Below are 20,901 nucleotides of genomic sequence, written 5' to 3' on the forward strand. Positions count from 1 at the left end.
GCGCGCCCGTTAGGATCCGGGTTTCCAGCCGAGCGCCGGGCCTATCTTCGTCGCCAGTTGCTCGAGAATGTGCCGGTAGTCGGCCTGGTTGAAGACGAAGGGCAGTTCGAAGACGAATTCGTCGGTTTCCTGGAAACTGACGTCCTGCTCGAGCTGCCGGACGATCTCTTCCGTCGAGCCCAATGCGTCGCGGGCCACGATGCGGCGGTTCTCGTCCGGCGCCAGCGTTCGCGGGGTGCGCTTCGACACATAGGCGGCGAATTTCTCGGCCTGCTCGGCGCTCGCGCCGTCGGTCGGCACGACGACGCGGCCCTGGCTCACCACCGCCGCGTCGCCGAGCGGATGGCGCTCGCGAAAGAGCTGGATCTGGTTCCGTTGCGCTTCGGCAAAGTCGCTCGTCGTCTCGAAGGTGCTGATGTTGCTGACGAGCAGCTTCAGCCCCGCTTCGCCAGCCGATCCGGCCGAGCGCAGGCTGCCGGCGCCGTACCAGGTCCGATCCGCCAGCCCCGCGCTGTGCGGCTCGACCCGATCGGAGAAGACCTCGAACTCTTGCGTCGCGGTGCTCCGGATCGGCTCGCCACGAGCGAGGCGCAGGAACGCTGCGATGCGCTCGTAGCTGAAATCGTCCTCGCGCCAGGAGGGGCCGAAGATGCGGTCGTTGAATGCGTCCTTGGGCGGCGGGCTGACGCTGAGGCCGGCCTGAAGACGCCCGCCGCTGAGCAGGTCGGCCGTCGCCAGATCCTCGGCGAGGCGGAACGGGTTTTCATATCCGACCGGGATGACGGCGGTGCCGAGTGCGATGCGCTTCGTCCTCTGGCTCGCCGCGGCGAGAAAGACGGCCGGAGACGACACGCCATATTGCAGGTGGCGCGTCCGGATCCAGCCGCCGTCCAGGCCGAGTTCTTCGGCATATTCGAAGAGCTGGAGGGCCTCTTCCAGGCCCTTGCCGGGATCGTTCCGGTCAAACGGGACGATGTGAAGGAAGCCGAGCTTCTTCAGCGGTCTCTTCTTGCTCATGGCGTGTCCTTCGACGTCTCGGGGGTAGCCGCGCGTGGCGCGATTGCTTTGCGGAACGCATGCAGATCGATCTGCTTACGCCCGCCGATGAACAGGCCGTCGCGCGCGAAATCGCGCGTGAAGCCGAGCTTGAAATAGAGGTTGTGCGCCTTCACCATTTCCGGCGCGCTCTTCATGAAGACGGCGCCGAACCCCCGGTCGCGGGCGATCTCGATCAGATGCGCGACAAGGGCTTGTCCGATGCCCCGCTTCCTGGCCTCGGGCGCGATCGCGAGCAGACGGAAATCCAGCTCGTCGGCACGCGCATCCGCCATCAGAGGAGCGCCCCCGGCCTTGCGGGTCGTCACCGATCCGCAAAGCGCGCCGCTTTTTTCGTCGACAGCGACGAGGACTTCGAACTCGGCCGAGCGCGAGGCGCTTCGATAGAACGACTGCTCCTCAACGGCCTTCTCGCGCGGGCCGTAGTCGAACGCATAGGCGGCCTCGATCAGGCGGTCGACCGTCTCGAATTCGTCGGGCCGCGCCGGGCGGATCGTTGGGCTCATGCGGGTACGTATTTGTCGGCGATATGGCCGAGATCGTTGGCCCTGAGCCAGCCGGCATTGTACTCGCGCGTCAGGTAGTCCCGGCCGCTATCGGCGGAGAACGAGACGATGAGCGCTTCGTCATGCGCCTGCTCGGCGAGTTCGAGCGCGATCTTCAGGCTGAGGATCGAGGAAATCCCGAGGAACAGCCCTTCCGTCCGCGCGACGTGCCAGCCGAAATCGATCACGTCCGGGGCCGGCAGGTGGCGGATCTCGTCGATGACGTCGAGATCGATATTGGGCGGGAAGTTCCGTTCCAGCGTCTCGTGGCCCGGCGCGCGGTTGAAGACCGGCAAAAGATTGGTGGCTTCGGCGAGCTTGGTGAAGTTGGTCGCGATCACCCGGATGTCCGGGTTCTGCCCTTTCAGATAGGAGCCCGTGCCGCTCACGGTTCCACCGGTGGCGATGGCCGCCACGAAATGCGTGATCCTGCCCTCCGTCTGATGCCAGATTTCCGGGCCGGTTGAATGGACATGGGATTGCGGATTGTAGGGGGTCGCGCCCTGACGCGCCCACCAGCTGTTCGGATCCTCGTTGACGTAGCGCTCGGCCACGACGGCCCAATTGTCGGGGTGGTCGGCGGCGACGTCGGCTTTTCCGGGCAGGATCTCGGCGCCCAGCAGCTTCAGGTAATTGGCCTTTTCGGGCGAGAGGTGGGTATCGGCGACCACGGTCACCGGATGACCTGCGACGAGGCCGGCGAGCGCATAGCCGATCGCCGTGTTGCCGGCGCCGAAATCGACGATCCGGTTGCCGGGTTTCAGCTCGCCCGAGGCGCGCGCCTCGCGCACGATGTTGATTCCGATGCGATCCTTCGACGAGCCGCCGATGTTGAACTGGTCCAGCTTCACATAGACCCGGCCCTTCGCCTCGGGCGACAGAAGGCGGTTCACCCGCACGAGCGGCGTGTTGCCGACGAGGTCGAAGAGCGTCTCATGCGTGCGCGCCGCCGTGACATCGGGAAACCCGGCGGTCAGGCCATCCGCACCGACGGCGGAACCGGGAAGGGGCAGGGGAAAGGAGGAGCGCGGAAAGGGGGAGCGTGACATGGAGGGGACTCGGCCGTTTCAGGAAAACTGCTCGATGAAACCGGCAATGCCGGCGATGGTCAGCGGGGCCGCGAAGGCCTGATCCTCGTGGTCGGCGCCGCCGAGGCCGAGGAGATAGGCCTTCCCGTCGCGGCGGCCGAGCGTCTCGAAGAGCTGGACGCTCTGCCGATAGGACACGCAGGTATCGCGGTCGCCGTGGAGGATCAGGAAGGGCGGCGCCTCGCGTCCCACATGCGTGAAGACGACCGGAGAAACGATAGGATCCGCCTCCCGCAAGAGATGCCGGCCAAGCTGGAAGGGCGGCCAGACGCCGCTTCGCGAAAAGGACGAATGGGCGAAGCTGCCGGGCTCCGGCAGGGGCTCGCTCTGCCGCTCCGCGTCCCACAGAAGCGGGTCGGCGACCAGCGCATAGGTGATCACGCCGGCAGGCCGCCGCGCGTGGGAACGCTTCGTCAGCTTCTCCCATGCACCGAGACCGACAAGGCTGGCGAGATGCCCGCCCGCCGACGAACCGGCGAGAAATATGGGAAGGCCGGGATAGCGCTCGGCCGCCCATTCATAGGCGTCTCCCGCATCCTGAAGCTGCGCCGGATAGGTGGCGGCATCCGACAGCCGATAGTCCGCCGAGAGCACCACGACGCCGTTCTTCGTGAACGGGGCGAGCCGCGGCACGGTGCCGGCCATCTCTCGCGAGCCGTACCGCCAGCCGCCGCCGTGGAAATAGAGCAGGACGGCTCGCGCCGGTATGTCCGGCCGGCTGAAAACGGTCAGGAGCTGATCGCCCTCGGGCCGCACGGCATAGGTGAAATCCTCTGTCCGAAGCTCGGTCATTGCGTCCTACTGCTCCAGATCCTCGATATGCGGGAACAGGTAGTCGGCGACGTAGGCCGCCTCCTGCTCCAGCGGCCAGCCGGAGAAGATGAAGGTGTCGACGCCGGGGATCTCGCGCTTGTAACGCCGGATCGAGGCTGCCACCTCCTCGCCGCTGCCGACGAGATAGATCGAGGCTCCCTCGCCGAAGAAGTCGGGCAGGCCGATGAACTCGGTCAGGCCGGCGAAGACGCCGGGCTCGATTTCGAGCTCGTCGAGGGTCGGCAGGCGCTTGGCCCGGAACGCCTCGATCCAGCCTTGCCGCCGGGCATCCGGCGCGGTGAAGCTGTGGAGGTCGAACTGGCCGCCGGTGAAGAAGCGGATGCGCGTGTTGAAATCGTCGGCGAGGCGCTCGGCTCCGGCCGCCTCATAGGTCTCGTAGAAGGCTTCGCGGGCCTGCCTCGGCGTGCGGCGGACGGTGACGCTGCCGTGAATGCCGACCGACTGGAATTTCCGGCCGTGGCGCGCGGCGGCGGCATGCGCGGCCTTGATCTGTGCCTTGAGCGGTGCGAAGCCCCGCAGAAACGCCAGGTAGACTTCGACGACCTGGCCCGCGTGCTCGATCCCGCCGGGCGTGGTGCCGGCGCCCCAGAGCGGCGGATGCGGCTTCTGGAACGGGCCGAACGGCAGGGCGTTCGGGTTGTCCTGATAGATTGGCGGGCCGGTCAGCGTCTCGGCGCCGGTCTCCGCACGACTGTCCAGATAGGTGCCGTCATAGGTGCTGGAGCGCCCCTCGTAGAAATCCTTGAACAGACGCCAATAATCGGCGCTCAACTGGTAGCGCTCGTCCTTCTTCACCGTGAAGCCATAGGCCGAAAGCTGTCGGTCCTGGCCGTTGACGAGGTTGATCAGCAGCCGTCCTTCCGAGAGGAGATCGAAGGTCAGGGCCTGCTGTGCCAGCAGGCGCGAATTGGTGAGGCCGGGATAGATCGGGATCAGGAAGCGCAGCTTGCGGGTCGCGGCGATCAGGCTGGCGACGGTGACCAGCGGGTCCGACGACGAGGTGCCGTGCAGCGCGCCGTAGAAGCCGCGCCGGTCGATGAGTTCGGCCGTGCGGATCAGGTCGTTGTGCGTGAAGGGCCGGCGACCCTCCGGATGCCACGGAAAGCGGCCATCGATATGCTTCAGATACCAGAGTATGTGCGTGGACATGTGAGTGTTCCGGAAAGGCGGGGTCAGTAGGCGTCGACGTCGACGCCGAGTTCGTGCAGCAGCCGCTCGCAGATGTCGGTGAAGCGCTTCAGCGAGCGCCGCCTCGGCGTCGGGATGTCGACGGCGAGGTCGAGCGAGATCCGTCCGTCCCTAAGGACCAGGACCCGGTCCGCCATCGCCACGGCTTCCTCGACGTCGTGGGTCACGAGCAGCGCCGCGAAACCGTGCTGCTCGCGCAGCCGCAGGCTGAGCGCCTGGATCTCGAGCCGGGTCAGCGCGTCAAGCGCGGCGAAGGGCTCGTCGAGGAGCAGGAACTCCGGCTCCTGCGAGAGGGCGCGGGCGACGCCGACGCGCTGCGCCTCGCCCCCCGACAGGATGCCCGGCCAGAGATCGGCATGGGCATTGAGGCCGACTTCGGCGAGCAGGCCTTCGGCCTTGCGCCGCCAATCCGGACCGCGATGGCCGAGGGCGACGTTCTGCCAGACCTTCTTGTTGGGGACGAGCCGCGGTTCCTGGAACACGACGCTGAAGCGTCCCGCGACGCGGAACTGGCCCGCGGTCGGTTCTTCGAGGCCGCTCAGGATGCGCAGAAGCGTCGTCTTGCCGCTGCCGCTGCGCCCGAGCAGCGCCACCACCTGACCGGCCGGAATGGTCAAGTTGATGTCGTCCAGCACGGCGCGGCCATTGTAGACCTTGCCCAGGCGCTCGGTGACGACGGCCGCCGGCGCGTTCGAGGAGAGGGTCACTACCGGATCCCCTTCTTGCCGCGCCAGGGCGTCGCCAGTCGCTCGACGGTGCGCACGATCGTGTCGGCCGTCAGGCCCAGAAGGGCGTAGATGAAGACGACCAGGAAGATGAGATCCGTCTGGAAATAGGCCATGCCCTTCGATGCAAGATAGCCGAGGCCGAGCTTCGCGTTGATGGCTTCCGCGAAGACCAGCAGGATGAGCGCCGTCACCGAGGCGATGCGCAGGCCCTTGAAGATGAAGGGCGCCGCGGCGGGCAGGATGATGCCGAAGATGGTCTGGAATTTTCCGAGCCGGAAGATCTGCGCAACTTCCAGCAGCTTCTTGTCGACATTGCGCAGGCCGGTGAACGTATCGACATAGAGCTGCGGTGCGGTCGCGAGCACGATGACCAGAACCTTCGGCAGCTCGCCGAAGCCGAACCACACCACGAACAACGGCAGCAGCGAGGAGAGCGGCATCGACCGGAAGAGCTGGATGCTCGGATCGATCAGGCGCTCGACCGGGCGAAAGAAGCCGCTCGCCACGCCGAGCGCGATGCCGGCCGTGCTTCCGATCGCGAGACCGAGCGTCGCCCGCTGGATCGAGATCGCAAGATGCTCCCACAGCGTGCCGGCGGCGTAGAGGTCATAGGCCCGGCGAAGAACGAGCTGCGGCGAGGAGTAGATGCGAACGTTGATGTGGCCGGTCTCGGCGGCCCATCCCCACCAGAGCAGGATGGCGATGGGGATCAGCACGCCGACCAAGCCACGCAGGATCGGCTTGAGCAGGCGGCTTGCGCGGGATGGCTCCCAGGGCGCGAGCCTGACGCCGGCCTGGGCGGCGGGCTCCGGAAGAGACAGCGACACGGAAAACGTCCTTTCTTCGGATGCATCCGCCGGGGAGGGCGGATGCATCCGGGAGCCTCAGTACTGGTAGTCAACGCTGTTCAGCAGCTTGTTGTAGCGATCGTCGAACGTGACGGTGATGTCCTCGATCGGGCTGATGTCGCCGTTTTCCGCCAGCACATCGGCCGACTTGCGAACGCCCTTGAGCAGCGCGTCGTTGAAGTTGATCGAGGCCGTGCCCTTGTGGCGGCTGACGATGAAGTCGGCGAGGTCAGGTGGAAGCTGGCCAACTTTGATAAAGGCCTCGCGCGCCTTGTCGGGATGGGCGCCATACCACTCGGATTCGAACTTGTTGTAGCGAACGAGATAGTCGCGGATCCGGGCTTCCTTCACCGGGTCGGCGAGGTCGGCGGAACGCGCGGCGAAGCCGTAGAAGACGGCCACGCCGAGATCGTCGGACGAGTAGATCACCTTCGCGTCGCCGGATTGCAGCAGGTCGGCGATGTCGTCGGCGAACGCCGTCAGGACCTGCGCCTGGCCGCTGTGGAAGGCGGCGATATTGGTGCCGTAATTGTCGTTCTCGAGCGGGGTGATGTCGTTATGGGTAAGGCCGGCAGCCTTCAGCGATGCGAGGTAGACGGTGGGCGTGTCGCCGCCGACGCTGAAGGCCCAGCTCTTGCCCTTGAGGTCGGCGGGAGTCGCGACGCCGGCGTCGGTGCGCGCCGCGGTGACCACCTTCGGGATGTCGCGGATCGGCGGCGGCGAGAAGCCGGCGATGACCTTGATCGGCGCGGTCTGGGCCGTCCAGGCCGGCGTTTCGGCGGCCTGCTGGCGCAGCGCGGTCGTGGCGCCATAGAAGGCGACGTCGATCGTGCCGGCGTTGAGGGCCGCAACCTGCTCGCCGAATGGGGTCTTCGCGGCTTCGATGATGTAGGGAGCGTCGTCGAACAGGCCGGATTGCTTGGCAAGCTCCGTGATCGCCGGGTCGAACGAGCCGACCTTGAGCACCGGTTTTCCGTCGGCGGCGTGGGCCGCCGCGACAAGGCCGAGCGCGCCGGCCAGCGCCAGGAGAGATACGCCTAGGGTTCTCATGTTCATTGGGGTCCTTCAGTTCTCGCATGCGCGGAATACGGCCGTTCGCGGCGGCGAACTCGGCGCCAGCTGATCCGATCCAGGCTGGGCTAAGCATCGGATAAGCGAGCAAAAACGCCCCGAAAAGATCATGCGAGGAACGAATGACGTCATGAATTTCAGGAGGTTAGTGAATTTCGTTTCACTACAGGCGGGTCCGGCGAGACGGACTTTGCTCGACCCAAAGTCGCGACGCGTTATCATGCTGTAGAACGCCGAGGTCTTGAAAACCGGCAGGCGACGCATCCTCGGACCGAGCTGCGAAATAATCGGCTTTTTCCGCAAATCCGACGGCCAAAGGCTCCCATGGACATCGATCATCTGCGCCTTTTGCGCGAACTGGCGCGCCACAAGTCCGTCTCCGGCGCCGCCGGCGCCCTGGGCCTCACCCAGTCCACGGCGTCCAAGCAGCTTCTGTTGCTGGAGAAGGAGGCAGGCCGGAGGCTGGCGGAGCGTTCGTGGCGCGGGGCGTCTCTGACGCCGGATGGGGAGCGCCTGCTTGCCCATGCCGAGATCATCCTCGATCAGCTGGATCTTGCGGCGCATGAGCTGCAATCGATCGCCGATCGGTCGAAAGGCGCGATATCGCTCGCGGCCTTCGACGGGGCTGTCGCCAGCTTCGTTCCGACCGCCATCCGGGCGACCAGCCAGAGGATCGCAGGGGCAGCGGTAAAGCTCGTCGTGGCCGAGCCCGGCGCTGCGGAGGCGGCGTTCGGCAAGGGCGAAGTGGATGTCGGCCTGGTGCTGAGAGAAACAGCGCAGGCGGCGCATAGCAACGACGGCCGGACGCGGTTGCAGCCGCTCTTCCATGAAAATCTGCTATGCGCCGTTCCATCGGGCCATCCGATTGCCGCGCGGGCCTTCGTCGAGCTCGCCGATGTCGATCAGGAGGCCTGGGCGTTCGCCGCCATCGACGGATGTCCGCTCTATGCGGAGTTCTTCGACGCCTGCTCCCGGGCGGGCTTCGAGCCCGAATGCAAGTTCCTGATCGAGGATCTGTCGACGCGGCTTGGCGTCGTGGCGTCCGGCGCCGCGTTCACGATCATTCCGGAGCTGATGGTGAGCAACATTCCGGAAGGCGTCGCGCTTCGCCCGTTCGGCAATCCCATCCAGACGGTGGTCGCCGCCGTGACTTCGGCGCGTCCGTCGAAAACGCGCGACATCCTGGTCGAGGAACTGATCAACGCGGCGAACGCCCGGCGTCTGCAGATCTCGAGAAAATCCGGATCGACGAACGTGACATTCGCCAACTTCGCCTGAAGTGGCGCGGCCGCTTTGCCGGATCGAGGCCTCGGCCGAATGGGCGAGACCTCGATGGGCCAGGCGGGCGCGGTCAGTGTCGTGGCCTAGTCCTGCGAGGGCAGAAGCAAAAACTTCTCGCCCGTCGCCTTGCGCTGGTAGGCGCGGATGACGGCGGGGTCGAGCGCCTCGGTCATCGTGATCTCGCGCGTATAGGGGCTGGCGAAGGTCGTGGTGATCTCGTTCGCGACACGCTGGCGGAGCTTCAGCTCCTCTGCGCGACCGATCCGCTTCAGGTGATAGAACAGCAGCCAGCCGCCAATTCCCCAGGCCATGCCGGGGCTGGAGGGCAGCACCGACGGCGACCGGTCGAGCCGGCCGTAGACATAGACCTGCTTGTGCACCGGCGAGCCATAGGGCGTCGTCGGCGGGGTCTTGGCGACGAGCGCCGCCTCCATCGCGCCGAGGATCTGCCCGGCGAGGGGGCCGCCGCCGATGGCGTCGAACGCGAGCGTCGCGCCGGTCTCGCTGACCGCCGCGATCAGCTGCTCGTGGAAGTCGGGATCGGTGGAGTTCAGGATATGCTTGGCGCCGATCGCCTGCAGGATCGCTGCCTGATCCTGGCTGCGCACGATGTTCACCAGCTCGACGCCGTCGGCGAGGCAGAGCTTGTTGAGCATCTGGCCGAGATTGGACGCGGCGGCGGTGTGCACCAGTGCGCTGTGGCCTTCGAGCCGCATGGTCGACAGCATGCCGAGTGCGGTCAGCGGATTGACGAACGCCGCCGCTCCCTGCTTCGCGGTGACCCCTTCGGGGAAGGCGAGGACGTCATCCGCGTTAACCTTCCGGTAACGTGTGAACATCGATCCACCCAGCGCGCCGACGACCTTGCCGATCAGGTGGCGGGCATTCTCGCCGGCGGCGATCACTTCGCCCGCGCCCTCATTGCCCATCGCCAGAGACTTGCCGATACGGGGCGCGGCGAAGGCGGCGGCCTGCGGCGGGATCTTCGCCGTCGCGACCGGCCTGCCCGATGATGCGTCGGCGGTGAACGTCGTGACGTCGGCCGGCCCCAGCAGCGTGCCGAGGTCGGACGGGTTGATCGGCGCCGCATCGACGCGAAGGATGACCTCGTCGGGACCGGGATCGCCGACCGGCACGTCTTCGAGCGTCAGCCGCAATTCGCCATCCGGCGTGACCAGCGAACGCAATTCCAGCGAAGTGAAGCTCATGGCAACTCCCTGAGTTCCGGATGAGGGCACCGGCGCCCTTCTTTCAGGATGACCCGCTCGCAGCGATCAACCGCGAGTAGCCGCCCCGTATATGGGGGCGACGCTTGCCGGGGTGAGGGGAGCCAACAAAAAAGCCCCTGCCGCTCAAATCCGGCAGGGGCCTCTTCGTGCTGGAGACGCGACAAGGCGTCCCGATATCGATGCCGTCGCGGCCGGAAGGCCCGCCGACGTCGGGGCGGATCAGGCCGCCAGCTTGTTATCGAGATAGAGCTGCAGGGTTTCGCGCGAGCCCTTCTCCCAAAGCGTCTTCAGGGCGTGCGCGAAGCGGCTGCGGAAGAGCTCGGATTTCGTCACTTCGCCGAAGATGTCGTCGAAGACGAGGAAGGCGTCGGGATCATCCTTGGCCTTAAGCGCTGCGGCATGCAGCCGATCGGCGTTCGGGTCGTTCAAGGCGATCGCCTTGCCGCTGTCGGCGGTGCCGGCGAGATAGCGGCACCAGAGGGCGGAGACGAGGGCCAGACCGACGACGTCGCGGCCTTGGCGCAGGTTGTCCAGCGTCGAGGGCAGGATGAACTTGGGCTGGCGGTTCGAACCGTCCTGGGCGAGCCGCGGGATGGTGTCGGCGATCTTCGGATTGCGGAAGCGCCGCTCGATCAGCCCGAAATAGTCGTTGAGCGACGTATCGGGAACCGGCGGCACGATCGGGATGATCTCCTCGGTCTCCAGCTTGGCGAGGAAGGCGCGGATCAGCGGATCCTCCATCGCCTCATGGACGAAATGAATGTCCATCAGCGCCGCCGGATAGGCGATCGCCGCATGCCCGCCGTTCAGGATGCGGATCTTCATGTGCTCGTAGGGCGTGACGTCGGGAACGAAGGTGACGCCGACCTTTTCGAGCGCCGGGCGGCCGTTGGTGAACTTGTCCTCCAGCACCCACTGCTTGAATTCCTCGCAGAAGACCGGCCAGTTGTCCTCGATGTCGAACTGGTCCCGGAGGAAGTCGATCTCGCGCTGGCTGGTCGCCGGCGTGATGCGGTCCACCATGCCGTTCGGGAACGAGACGTTCGCCTTAATCCAGTCGGCGAAGGCCGGATCGGAGAGCCGCGCCGTGCCGATGACCGCATTGGCGGTGACGACGCCATTGTGGGGGATGTTGTCGCAGGACATGACGGTGAAGGGGACGAGGCCCTTCTCCTTGCGCGCCTTCAGGCCGGCGACGATCAGGCCGAAGACCGTCTTCGGCGCGGTCGGGTTCTCGCCGTCGGCGGCGATGGCCGGATGCGCCGGGTTGAACTTGCCGGAGGCGTCGATGAAATAGCCGCCCTCGGTGATCGTCATCGAGACGATCCGGATGGCGGGATCGGCGAGCTTCGCGATGGTCGCCGCCGCATCGCCGACCGGCAGGATGTCGATCATCGGCGCGGTGACGCGCGCCGCCGTCCGGTTGTTGTCCTGCTCGACGACGGTCGTGAGAAAATCCTGCGCGGCGAGCTTCTCGCGCATGGTGACGTCAGACGGCAGCACGCCGGCGCCGATGATCGCCCAGTCATGGTCTTCGCCGGCGTTGAAGAGATCGTCGAGATAGACCGCCTGGTGGGCGCGGTGGAAATTGCCGACGCCGAAATGCACGATGCCGGCTTTCAGCGATGCCCGGTCATAGGCCGGGATCGTCGCCGTCCGCGCAACCTGTCCGAGGGCTGCTGCAACCAACTTCACTGCCATTATGTGTCCTTTCGCGATGGCGACACGCAGCCAGCGCAAGTTACCGTTTCATGGGGGAGGCCACGGGAGAGCGACAATGTAGCCAGCGTCTACAAAGCTGTGGCTCGCGCGACCGGGATCAAGCGGGGGGCTTTGGTTATTGGGCATTGGGGAGGCGATGGGCACCGCGGACGGCGTCGACGAACGCAGCGCCGCCCATCGCCTCGTTGCATTTTACGGCGCGAGTTCCGCCGACTTGGCCCAGAGGTTGATGTCGGCCTCCTTGGCGTAGGCGTCGATGCCCCGAAGCTCTTCCGCCGAGAATTCGAGATTGTCGAGCGCCTTGACGCAATCGACGATCTGCGAGGAACGGCTGGCGCCGATCAGCGCCGAAGTCACCCGGTCGCCGCGCAGGACCCAGGCGATCGCCATCTGCGCCAGCGTCTGGCCGCGCTTCTCGGCGATCTCGTTGAGCTTGCGGACGTTGTCGATGACGGAAGGACGGATGAAGTCCTTCTTCAGGAAATGGTTCTGCGCCGCGCGGCTGTCCTCGGGGATTCCGCCGAGATACTTGGTCGTCAGCATGCCCTGCGCCAGCGGCGAGAAGACGATCGAGCCCATGCCGACCTCGTCGAGCGTGTCGAGCAGCTTGTCGTCCTCGATCCAGCGGTTGAGCATCGAATAGCTCGGCTGATGGATCAGGCACGGCGTGCCGAGATCCCGAAGGATGGCGGCCGCCTCGCGGGTGCGGTGCGAATTGTAGGAGGAGATGCCGACATAGAGAGCGCGGCCGGAGCGGACGATGTGATCCAGCGCGCCGCAGGTCTCCTCCAGCGGGGTCTCCGGGTCGAAGCGGTGGGAATAGAAGATGTCGACATAGTCGAGGCCCATGCGCTTCAGGCTCTGGTCGCAGGAAGCGATCAGATATTTGCGGCTGCCCCATTCGCCGTAGGGGCCGGGCCACATGTCGTAGCCGGCCTTGGACGAGATGATGAGCTCGTCGCGCAGGCCCGCGAAATCGGTGCGCAGGATCTCGCCGAAAGCGATCTCGGCGGTGCCGGGGGGCGGGCCGTAATTGTTGGCGAGATCGAAATGGGTGATGCCGAGGTCGAAGGCGGTGCGGCACATGTCGACCTTGCGGTCATGCGGCGTGTCGTCGCCGAAATTGTGCCACAGGCCGAGCGACACCGCCGGCAGCTTCAGGCCCGAGCGGCCCGTGCGGTTGTACTTCATCTTCGAATAGCGGTCGGATGCCGGTTGCCAGCTCATGTTTCCATTCCTGAAAGAGGACGAGGGACCCGTGTCGGGTCCCTCGCCGGACCTTCAAAGCTGGGAGGCTCTTCGAAGGTTACCGTTCCTGGTCAGTCATACCAAATCCGGCGGGGCATCGTCTGCGACTATCCGCGCTTCTCGTTCCAGGCTTTGAGCTTGACGAAGAAATCCTTGAGGATCGGATCGCGGTGAATCCTGTGGACATAGCGCATCGGGTGACGGCCGCGATCGACGCTCCAGGTCACCTGGTCGGTGAGAACCGGCGTCGGGACGATGACGCTGTCGCACCAGCTCGGATCGATCAGCCAGGCGACGGGCGCCATGTCCCAGATCTCCTTGGACCAGCCGAGGTGATCGTCGGAATATTCCTTGTAGCGCTGCGCCAGGAAGCGGCCGATGTCGCCATGCGGCTCGACATAGCGCTCGATCTCGGCAACCGTGCTGAGCAGATGGGAAACGACGCCCATGCAGGGGAACAGCACGACGGGAACGCCGCTGTCGAACAGCACCTGCGCGCCGCCGACATCCTGCTTCAGGTTGAATTCCCGAACATCCGGCCATTCCAGCGCATGGCCGCCGAGCCAGACGACGACGATCCGGTCGACGATGTCGGGGGCCTTCAGGATCGCCGAGGCGACGTTGCTGATCGCGGCGATCGCGATCACGTAGAGCGGCGCGTCGGGCGTACTGGCGCGGGCGCGCGCGATCAGATCGTCGACGGCCGGCGCCTCGCGCACGAGCTTCTGCGGCCCGACATACTCGGTCACGCCCTTGTAGACGAGGCCTTCCGGGCTGACGTCCATACGCTCGAGCAGGCGCAGGATCTCGTCATAGCTGAGCTCCATGCCGTGACCGGCGTCGTTCGAACGGTCATTGTGGAACGGCGCCGCGTAGATCGCCTGCAGGTCCAGGCGATCTGAGGACAACAGCAACTGCACGATCGCGAACTGGTCATCGATCTCGTTGAAGGTATCGGTGTCCAGGACACACTTCACACGGCCAGAAGGCGCCTCCAGCAAACGCAAGTGGTCGGCGTAGTCCAGCACTGTCATGCACGTTTCTCCCTGATGCGAGGCTCGGGCCGCGCGCGAACGGCTTTGCCGTCGCTGGCGGTGAACAGGTAAATGTCTTCGGGTTTCGCGGTGATCCGGACGGTGTCGCCAGGCTCCAGCATCACCATCCCCTCGAGCACGACGGTCACGGCCTGCCCGAACACATCCACGACGAGATGCGTCTGCGAACCCGTCTGATCGACCTGGCTCACGACGGCGGGCAATCCTGCCTCCTCCGTCAGGGTGATGTGCTCGGGGCGCAGCCCGATCTCGACGGCCGTTCCTTCCGGCAGATCGGCGACCGGCACCTGGGGGAGGGCGTCCGCCGACTGCGGCACGACCGCCTTGCCGTTCACCACCTTGCCGGCCAGGAAGTTCATGGCCGGCGAGCCGATGAAGCCGGCGACGAACCGGTTGGCCGGGTTGCTGTAGAGCTCGATCGGCGTGCCGATCTGCTCGATCTTGCCGCCGTTCAGGACGGCGATGCGATCCGCCAGCGTCATCGCTTCGATCTGATCATGCGTGACGTAGATCGAGGTGGTGCGGACCTTCTGGTGCAGCGCCTTGATCTCGGCGCGCATCAGCACGCGCAGCTTCGCGTCGAGGTTCGACAGCGGCTCGTCGAACAGGAAAACGCCGGGATTGCGGACGATGGCGCGGCCCATGGCCACGCGCTGCCGCTGGCCGCCCGACAATTGCGACGGGCGGCGATCCATGATCCCGTCGATCTGCAGCAATTGCGCGGCGTCGTTGACGCGCTTCTCGATGTCGGCCCTGGCGACCCCGGACAGGCGCAGATTGAGCGACATGTTCTCGCGCACGGTCATGTGCGGGTAGAGCGCGTAGTTCTGAAACACCATCGCGATGTTGCGCTGCTTCGGGTCGAGCGAATTGACGACCTTGCCATCGAACTCGATCTCGCCGGAGGTCGCGGCTTCCAGCCCCGCGATCATCCTGAGCAGGGTCGACTTCCCGCAGCCCGACGGGCCGACGAGGGCGAGGAACTCGCCCTGCCTGACGGTCAGATTGACGCCCTGGACGACCTCGACCCGACCGAATGACTTCTTGAGATTGCGCAGCTCGACGGCACTCAAAGCATGTCCTCCCTGTCCCCTCCCATGGTGCCTCCGCTGGCCTCGGACGGATCGCAAACGACCGTCCGCATGGCAGCAAAAGTATTGTGGTCACGTGTGCAGTATGTACAAATGCCGGATGACGAGGGTCAAGAGAAAGAATCCATGGGCGATAAAAAAGAGGGCAGGGTCCGCGCGATCGATGTCGCGCGACTGGCCGGGGTCAGTCGCTCGGCTGTCTCCCGAACATTCACGCCCGGCGCCTATGTGTCCGATGCGACAAGAGCCAAGGTGCTCCGCGCCGCGCAGGCCCTGACCTACTATCCAAACGCCATGGCGCGTTCGCTGACGACGCAGAGGAGCGGCATCGTCGGCGTCATATCCGCGGACCTGCAGAACCCCTTCTACGCCCTCACGCTGGAGAGGATCGGCGGCGCCCTGCAGGGGCAGGGGCTCGCGCCGCTGGTTCTGTTTGGCGACGAAACCAGCACGAAAGCCCAGATTTCCCAGATCCTTTCCTACCGGGTCGACGCGCTGATCGTGACGAACGCGGTGCTGTCTTCCCGGCTCACCGACACCGTCAGCCGGATGAAGCTGCCGGTCGTGGCGGTCAATCGCTACTTTCCGCAGGACTGGATCACGTCGATCACTTGCGACAACATCCACGCCGCCGGTTCCGTCGCCGATCACCTGCACGGCGTGGGTTCGACGCGGATTGCGCTGGTCACCGGCAAGGCCGACACGTCGAGCAGCCGGGACCGGGAGGCGGGGTTTCTTCGCGCCCTGGTGGAGCGCGGCACCGCCCCGATCGCCATCGAAACCGGCGATTACAGCCATGACAGCGGCGTCCTCGCCGGCCGGAGCCTGCTCGAGCGGAGCGTCGCGCCCGACGCGGTCTTCTGTGCCAACGACCTGATGGCCATGGGCGTCGTCGACGTCGCGAGAAGCGAGTTTGGCCTGCGGGTGCCCGAGGATCTGCGGGTCGCGGGTTTCGACAATTCCGCGGTCGGTTCCTGGCAATCCTACAGCCTGACGACGGTCGATCAGAACATTCCGCAAATGATTGATTTAGCCGTCGAAATCGTCCTTCGGCAGTTGCGCGGCGAGGGCGGGCCGACCGGCCAGCATCTCCAGGTCAAGGGGACGCTGATCGTTCGGCACTCGACGTCATCGCCCATCTGACCGGTTGACAGCGACGGGTCCAAATGCAAATCGTGGATATGCACATGTGTGCATACTGAGGAGGAAAGACATGGGAAACATCAGAACACTGTCGGGCGCGCTGGTTGGCCTGGTGACGCTTGTCGCCGCCGGAACCGTGCAGGCCCAGCAGACGACCATCACGCTGCTCACCGCCGAACGTGAAGACACGATGCAGCCGGTCATCGATGGCTTCGAGAAGCTTCATCCCGATATCAAGGTCGTGCACCAGTCCGTGCCCTTCAACGACCTGAACGCGGCCGTCGAGTCGCGCATCGGCCAGGGCGACTCGGGCATCGACGTCATCGCCGCCGACACGCCCCGCATTCCCGCGTTCGCGGCCAAGGGCTATCTCAAGGATCTGAGCGAGCGCGCGGAGCAGATCAAGGCCGGGGCGCCAAACCCGGTCGACATCGAGCAGGTCTCCTTCGACGGCAAGATCTTCGCCTATCCGATGTGGACATCGACGCAGATGCTCTACTTCAACCGCGACCTGCTCAAGAAGGCCGGCGTCGAGCTGCCCTCGGGCGATGTCGACAAGCGCCTGACCTGGGACCAGGTCGTCGAGGCCGCGAAGGCGGCGCAGAAGGCCGGCGCCAAGTGGGGCCTCGAGTTCCAGCAGTTTGACCGCTACTACCAGCTGCAGGCTCTGTTCGAGTCCGCCGGCGCGGGTTCGGGCCTGACGGGCGACGGCCTCCTGAAGTCGGATGTCGGCAGCGAGGCCTGGGCCAAGACGGCCAAGTGGTATGGCGATCTCTTCGCCGACGGCGTCGCGCCGCGCGGCGTGACGCCCGAGCAGACCGATGATCTGTTCTTCAACGGCGAGGTCGCGTTCCTGGTCGGCGGTCCCTGGTCGATCCATCGCTTCGAGGCTGCCAAGGGTCTCGACTATGGCATCGCCCCGCACCCCTATTTCAAGGACGGCAAGCCGGCGACGGCGACGGGCTCGTGGGCGCTCGCGATCAACCCGAACACGACCAAGCTCGAGGCGGCGCAGGCCTTCGCCGAATACGCTTCGCTGAACGGCGAGGGCAATTACCTGACGACCGCCAACAATCCGGTGCCCCCCACCAATCCGGATGCCTTCAAGACCTATGCCAAGAACATGGAGGCGCTGGAGCCCAAGATCGGCCCGGTCGTCGAGCTGATCAATTCGGAGCTGAAGAACACGGCCGTCGGTCGTCCGCGCACCACAGGCTTCGTCGCGTTCGAAACCGTCATGAACAAGTCGTTCGCTGACATCCGCAATGGTGCGGACGCCGCCGACACGCTGAAGGCGGCGGACCGGCAGATTGACAGGCAGCTCTCGCGCCTCAAGTAATCGCGGTTTTTGATTGGCGGGAGGTGCCAATGCATCTCCCGCCCTTCGGGATAGGATCAGCGCAAGATGGCATCTAGCAAGTCTCGGTTCCTGGTCGCCTTGGCGTTCCTGGCGCCCGCCCTCATTTCCGTGTTCGTGCTCAGGCTTTGGCCGGCCGCGGTCGCGGTCTACAACTCGTTTCAGGCGCCCGGCGGCGGATTCAGCCTCGAGAACTACTCGTATATCTTCACCGACGAGAGTTTCCTGGGCAGTCTCAAGACGACCCTGATCTACTCGATCATCATCAATCCGCTCCAGATCGCCGTCGCGCTCGCGCTCGCCGTCCTCATGAACGCCGGCATGCGCACCATCGGCTTCTGGCGCACGATCATCCTGCTGCCGGTCGCCATACCCCCGAGCGTCTCGGCTGTCGTCTGGGGTGTCGCGCTCCGGCCCGACGGGCTGGTCAACTCGATGCTCGAAACCTTCGGCCTCGCACCGCTCCGCTTTCTCACCTCGCCCGACCAGGCGCTCGCTTCCATCATGCTGATCGTCAGCTGGATCGGCGTCGGATACTGGATGACGTTCCTGATTGCCGGGCTGCAGGAAATTCCGCAGTCTCTCTATGAGGCGGTCCGGATCGACGGCGCCAATCGCTGGCAGCAGTTCCGCTTCGTGACCCTGCCGCAGCTCAGGCGACCGCTCACCTTCGTGCTGGTGGCGAACACGGTTGCGAACTTCCTCGTCTTCGCGCCCGTCCAGATCCTGACGCAGGGCGGTCCGCAGGGCTCCACCAATCTGATCATGAACGAGATCTATTCGCAGGCCTTCATCCTGAGCGACCCCTCGAGCGCGGCCGCCTCGACCGTCGTCCTCGTCGCCGCGACGCTGCTTGTGGTGTCGATCCAGTTCCGCCTGATGAGCACGAAGGAGGATCGGGCATGAGCACCACCTCGCTGCCTCGCAAGGTTGCGATCGTCGCGGTCGCCGTCATCTTCTTCATCCCGCTCTGGTGGCTGACGATCAGCGCCTTCCGGCCGACGGATTCGATCTTCCGTTATCTGTCGCCGATCAGCCTCTACACGTTCTGGCCGGACGAGTGGACGTTCCGCAACGTCCTCGGCGTCTGGAACAGTCCCTTCCGGCTGGCGATCTGGAATTCGATCCTCGTCTCCTCGATCACCATCGCGATCGGCCTCGTTCTCTGCTCGATGGCCGCCTTTGCCCTCGCGGTCATCGAATTCCCCTTCCGCAACGCGATCTTCGCGGTGATGGTCATCAGCTTCCTCATTCCGTTCGACGCCATCGCGGTGCCTCTGTTCGCGATCATGCGCTCCTTCGGTCTTCAGGACAGCTATGCCGGCCTGATCCTGCCCGGCATCGGCAACGGGCTCGCCGTGTTTCTCCTGCGCCAGTTCTTCCTGGGCATTCCGCGGGAGATCCGGGAGGCCGCGGTCGTCGACGGAATGGGATGGTTCCGGATCTACTGGTCGATCTATCTGCCGCTGTCCGTGCCTGCCCTGGTCAGCGCCGCGATCATCCTGTTCGTGTTCCAGTGGCAGTCCTATCTGTGGCCGCTGCTGATCGCGCCGGGTGCCGAGTACAAGGTCGCCGCGGTCGCCATCGCCCAATTCTCCAATGGCTACCAGATCGACTACGGGCTGATCTTCGCGGCGGCCCTGTTCATCGCGGCGATCCCGATGGCGGTGCTGGTCATTCTGCAGCGCTTCTATTCGGCGTCGATCGCCGCGACCGGAAGCAAGGAATAGCGAACGGCGGCGCCCGCTTGGCAACGAGCGGGCGCCGCGCTCCGAGGCTCTGCCGAAGTGGCGCGCCGGTGCGGCGCCTGGTCCTTCAGAGATAAATTCCGTCCACCAAATGAAAGGGTGATAAGAGCTGGGAGACCAGCGTTTCGGCGCGTTATCCGGAGAGATTCGGATCAGGAAGGAAGCGGCGCAGAGTGAGCGAGAGAAGAGACACGCGGGTGCGATCCATCGACGTCGCGCGGCTCGCCGGGGTCAGCCGATCCGCCGTGTCCAGGACCTTCACGCCCAACGCCTATGTCTCTCCCGAGACGCGCAGCAAAGTGCTCAAGGCGGCCGCCGCGCTGAACTATCACCCGAACGCGATGGCCAGAAGCCTGATCACGCAACGAAGCGGGATCATCGGCATCGTCTCGGCGGATCTGCAGAACCCTTATTACGCCAAGATACTGGAAGTGCTCGGCGGCGCCCTGCGGGATACGGGCCTCGCTCCCCTCGTCCTGTTCGGCGATGAGACCAGCAGCAAGTCCCAGGTCGCCCAGCTGCTCTCCTATCAGGTCGATGCCCTCGTCATCATCAATGCCGTGACCTCGACGCTGACGGAGAACATCAGCCGGATGAAGGTCCCGGTCGTCGCGGTCAATCGCTATTTCCGGCACGACTGGGTGACGTCGATCACCTGCGACAACCAGCACGCCGCCGAGCTGGTCGGAAACCATCTTCTGGATCAGGGCTGCACCCGCATCGGTCTCGTCGCGGGCAACAGCGATGCCTCGAGCGGAACTGATCGCGAGACCGGCTTCCTCCGGGCGCTGGCGAAAAGGGGCGTTGCGCCCGTTGTCGTCGAGAATGGGGACTATACGCATGACAGCGGCGTGGCGATCGCCCGGAAGCTGTTCGGAAGCGGCGCATCCATGGACGCGATCTTCTGCTGCAATGATCTCATGGCGATTGGCCTTATGGACGTGGCGCGCAGCGAATTCGGCCTTCGAGTTCCGGACGATCTTCTGGTCGCGGGCTTCGACAACTCCGTCGTCGGCGCGTGGCAATCCTACCGCCTGACGTCGGTCGACCAGAACGTCGAGCAGATGGTCGAGCTCGCGGTCCACTACATCCAGCGGGCTCTCGAGGACGACGGCAAGGAAGCCGGTCAGTTCTTCCAGGTCCAGGGCAAGCTCGTGGTGCGAGAGTCGACCGGGCGATCGCACTGAGCCGATCATCGCCTCGGGCGCGGGCACTCTGACAGCCTCCCGGATTTGCGCCATCCAGGAGGAGACCCTTACAGAACACCTAGGTCGCCATACGGTCCACGGCCTATGGGCAAGGCTCCGTCGCCCCGGCGGAGGCCGGGGCCCATAAACACCGGCCAAGAAAGCTTGGCCCAGCCTATCGGCCACAGGGCTGTGTGTCTGGATCCCGGCCTTCGCCGGGATGACGGTGGAGGGTGGCAAGACCCGATCAGCACGATGGACGCGGTGTTGCGCGAAGGTCTCCTAAGGAGAGGTCGGGGCAGCTCGCATCGGGCGGCTCGCTGGTTGAATTGCGGGCCACAAACCGAGGCAGGAACCGGGTCATCCGGGGCAGTTTTTCCCCCGCCGGTGGCCGCCACGCAACATTTGGGTCGTAACCGTACGAGCGACGCCGGCGACGCAAGATTCGATTGTTCTCCGACCGAATTGGGACTAGCAGTCAG

General features: G+C 65.2%; 19 protein-coding genes. 6 read left to right on the forward strand and 13 right to left on the reverse strand.

Going from position 1 to position 20,901, the window contains the following annotated elements; translation table 11 throughout:
* Positions 1-9 precede the first annotated feature (9 nt).
* The 8 genes from K32_RS04205 to K32_RS04240 are packed head-to-tail and all read right to left on the reverse strand — an operon-like array spanning position 10 to position 7,343.
* Positions 10-1,017 carry an LLM class flavin-dependent oxidoreductase gene (locus K32_RS04205; RefSeq protein ID WP_201402825.1) on the reverse strand — a complete coding sequence of 336 codons (1,008 nt, stop codon included), beginning with the start codon at positions 1,015-1,017 and terminating at the stop codon, positions 10-12.
* Positions 1,014-1,562 carry a GNAT family N-acetyltransferase gene (locus K32_RS04210; protein ID WP_201402826.1) on the reverse strand — a complete coding sequence of 183 codons (549 nt, stop codon included), beginning with the start codon at positions 1,560-1,562 and terminating at the stop codon, positions 1,014-1,016. Before K32_RS04210 ends, K32_RS04205 begins: the two co-directional genes overlap by 4 nt.
* Positions 1,559-2,650: a PLP-dependent cysteine synthase family protein gene (locus K32_RS04215; RefSeq protein ID WP_201402827.1), complete on the reverse strand. Its 1,092-nt coding sequence runs from the start codon at positions 2,648-2,650 to the stop codon at positions 1,559-1,561. Before K32_RS04215 ends, K32_RS04210 begins: the two co-directional genes overlap by 4 nt.
* Before the next feature lie 18 nt (positions 2,651-2,668).
* The gene (locus tag K32_RS04220; protein ID WP_201402828.1) at positions 2,669-3,481 is read right to left on the reverse strand and encodes an alpha/beta hydrolase; all 813 of its coding nucleotides are present in this window, start codon (positions 3,479-3,481) and stop codon (positions 2,669-2,671) included.
* A 6-nt stretch (positions 3,482-3,487) separates the two neighbouring features.
* Positions 3,488-4,672: an LLM class flavin-dependent oxidoreductase gene (locus K32_RS04225; protein ID WP_201402829.1), complete on the reverse strand. Its 1,185-nt coding sequence runs from the start codon at positions 4,670-4,672 to the stop codon at positions 3,488-3,490.
* 23 nt (positions 4,673-4,695) lie between these two features.
* Positions 4,696-5,418, reverse strand: coding sequence for an ABC transporter ATP-binding protein (locus K32_RS04230; RefSeq protein WP_201402830.1), 723 nt, complete (start codon positions 5,416-5,418; stop codon positions 4,696-4,698).
* Positions 5,418-6,266: an ABC transporter permease gene (locus tag K32_RS04235; protein ID WP_201402831.1), complete on the reverse strand. Its 849-nt coding sequence runs from the start codon at positions 6,264-6,266 to the stop codon at positions 5,418-5,420. The genes K32_RS04230 and K32_RS04235 overlap by 1 nt, the downstream gene beginning before the upstream one ends.
* Positions 6,267-6,323: 57 nt before the next feature.
* The gene (locus K32_RS04240; RefSeq protein ID WP_201402832.1) at positions 6,324-7,343 is read right to left on the reverse strand and encodes a PhnD/SsuA/transferrin family substrate-binding protein; all 1,020 of its coding nucleotides are present in this window, start codon (positions 7,341-7,343) and stop codon (positions 6,324-6,326) included.
* Positions 7,344-7,682: 339 nt separating this feature from the next.
* On the opposite strand from K32_RS04240, the gene K32_RS04245 reads away from it, so the two are divergent.
* Positions 7,683-8,636 (forward strand): LysR family transcriptional regulator, encoded by a 954-nt coding sequence (locus K32_RS04245; RefSeq protein WP_201402833.1) that lies wholly within the window; start codon positions 7,683-7,685, stop codon positions 8,634-8,636.
* 86 nt (positions 8,637-8,722) lie between these two features.
* Here K32_RS04245 and K32_RS04250 read toward each other — a convergent pair whose 3' ends face one another.
* The 5 genes from K32_RS04250 to K32_RS04270 form a co-directional block, all read right to left on the reverse strand.
* A complete protein-coding gene (locus K32_RS04250; protein WP_201402834.1) occupies positions 8,723-9,847 on the reverse strand; it encodes a zinc-binding dehydrogenase in 1,125 nt (374 codons plus the stop codon).
* Positions 9,848-10,087: 240 nt separating this feature from the next.
* Complete coding sequence (locus tag K32_RS04255; RefSeq protein WP_201402835.1) at positions 10,088-11,569, reverse strand: mannitol dehydrogenase family protein; 1,482 nt, start codon at positions 11,567-11,569, stop codon at positions 10,088-10,090.
* Between the two features lie 213 nt (positions 11,570-11,782).
* The gene (gene mgrA / locus K32_RS04260) at positions 11,783-12,817 is read right to left on the reverse strand and encodes an L-glyceraldehyde 3-phosphate reductase (RefSeq protein ID WP_201402836.1); all 1,035 of its coding nucleotides are present in this window, start codon (positions 12,815-12,817) and stop codon (positions 11,783-11,785) included.
* A 128-nt stretch (positions 12,818-12,945) separates the two neighbouring features.
* Entirely contained in the window at positions 12,946-13,872 is a 927-nt protein-coding gene (locus K32_RS04265) for a nucleoside hydrolase (RefSeq protein ID WP_201402837.1), read from the reverse strand.
* Entirely contained in the window at positions 13,869-14,966 is a 1,098-nt protein-coding gene (locus K32_RS04270) for an ABC transporter ATP-binding protein (RefSeq protein ID WP_201402838.1), read from the reverse strand. Before K32_RS04270 ends, K32_RS04265 begins: the two co-directional genes overlap by 4 nt.
* A 69-nt stretch (positions 14,967-15,035) precedes the next feature.
* Between K32_RS04270 and K32_RS04275 the strand changes: the two genes are divergently transcribed.
* The 5 genes from K32_RS04275 to K32_RS04295 all read left to right on the forward strand — a co-directional run bounded on the left by K32_RS04275 (position 15,036) and on the right by K32_RS04295 (position 20,419).
* Positions 15,036-16,127 (forward strand): LacI family DNA-binding transcriptional regulator, encoded by a 1,092-nt coding sequence (locus tag K32_RS04275; RefSeq protein ID WP_201402839.1) that lies wholly within the window; start codon positions 15,036-15,038, stop codon positions 16,125-16,127.
* Positions 16,128-16,197: 70 nt separating this feature from the next.
* A complete protein-coding gene (locus tag K32_RS04280; protein WP_201402840.1) occupies positions 16,198-17,466 on the forward strand; it encodes a sugar ABC transporter substrate-binding protein in 1,269 nt (422 codons plus the stop codon).
* Between the two features lie 66 nt (positions 17,467-17,532).
* The gene (locus K32_RS04285; RefSeq protein ID WP_201402841.1) at positions 17,533-18,390 is read left to right on the forward strand and encodes a carbohydrate ABC transporter permease; all 858 of its coding nucleotides are present in this window, start codon (positions 17,533-17,535) and stop codon (positions 18,388-18,390) included.
* Entirely contained in the window at positions 18,387-19,214 is an 828-nt protein-coding gene (locus tag K32_RS04290) for a carbohydrate ABC transporter permease (RefSeq protein ID WP_201402842.1), read from the forward strand. Before K32_RS04285 ends, K32_RS04290 begins: the two co-directional genes overlap by 4 nt.
* 191 nt (positions 19,215-19,405) lie before the next feature.
* A complete protein-coding gene (locus K32_RS04295; RefSeq protein WP_201402843.1) occupies positions 19,406-20,419 on the forward strand; it encodes a LacI family DNA-binding transcriptional regulator in 1,014 nt (337 codons plus the stop codon).
* Positions 20,420-20,901 lie beyond the last annotated feature (482 nt).

This window comes from Kaistia sp. 32K (genome assembly GCF_016629525.1).
In the GTDB taxonomy this organism is placed as follows: Bacteria; Pseudomonadota; Alphaproteobacteria; order Rhizobiales; family Kaistiaceae; genus Kaistia.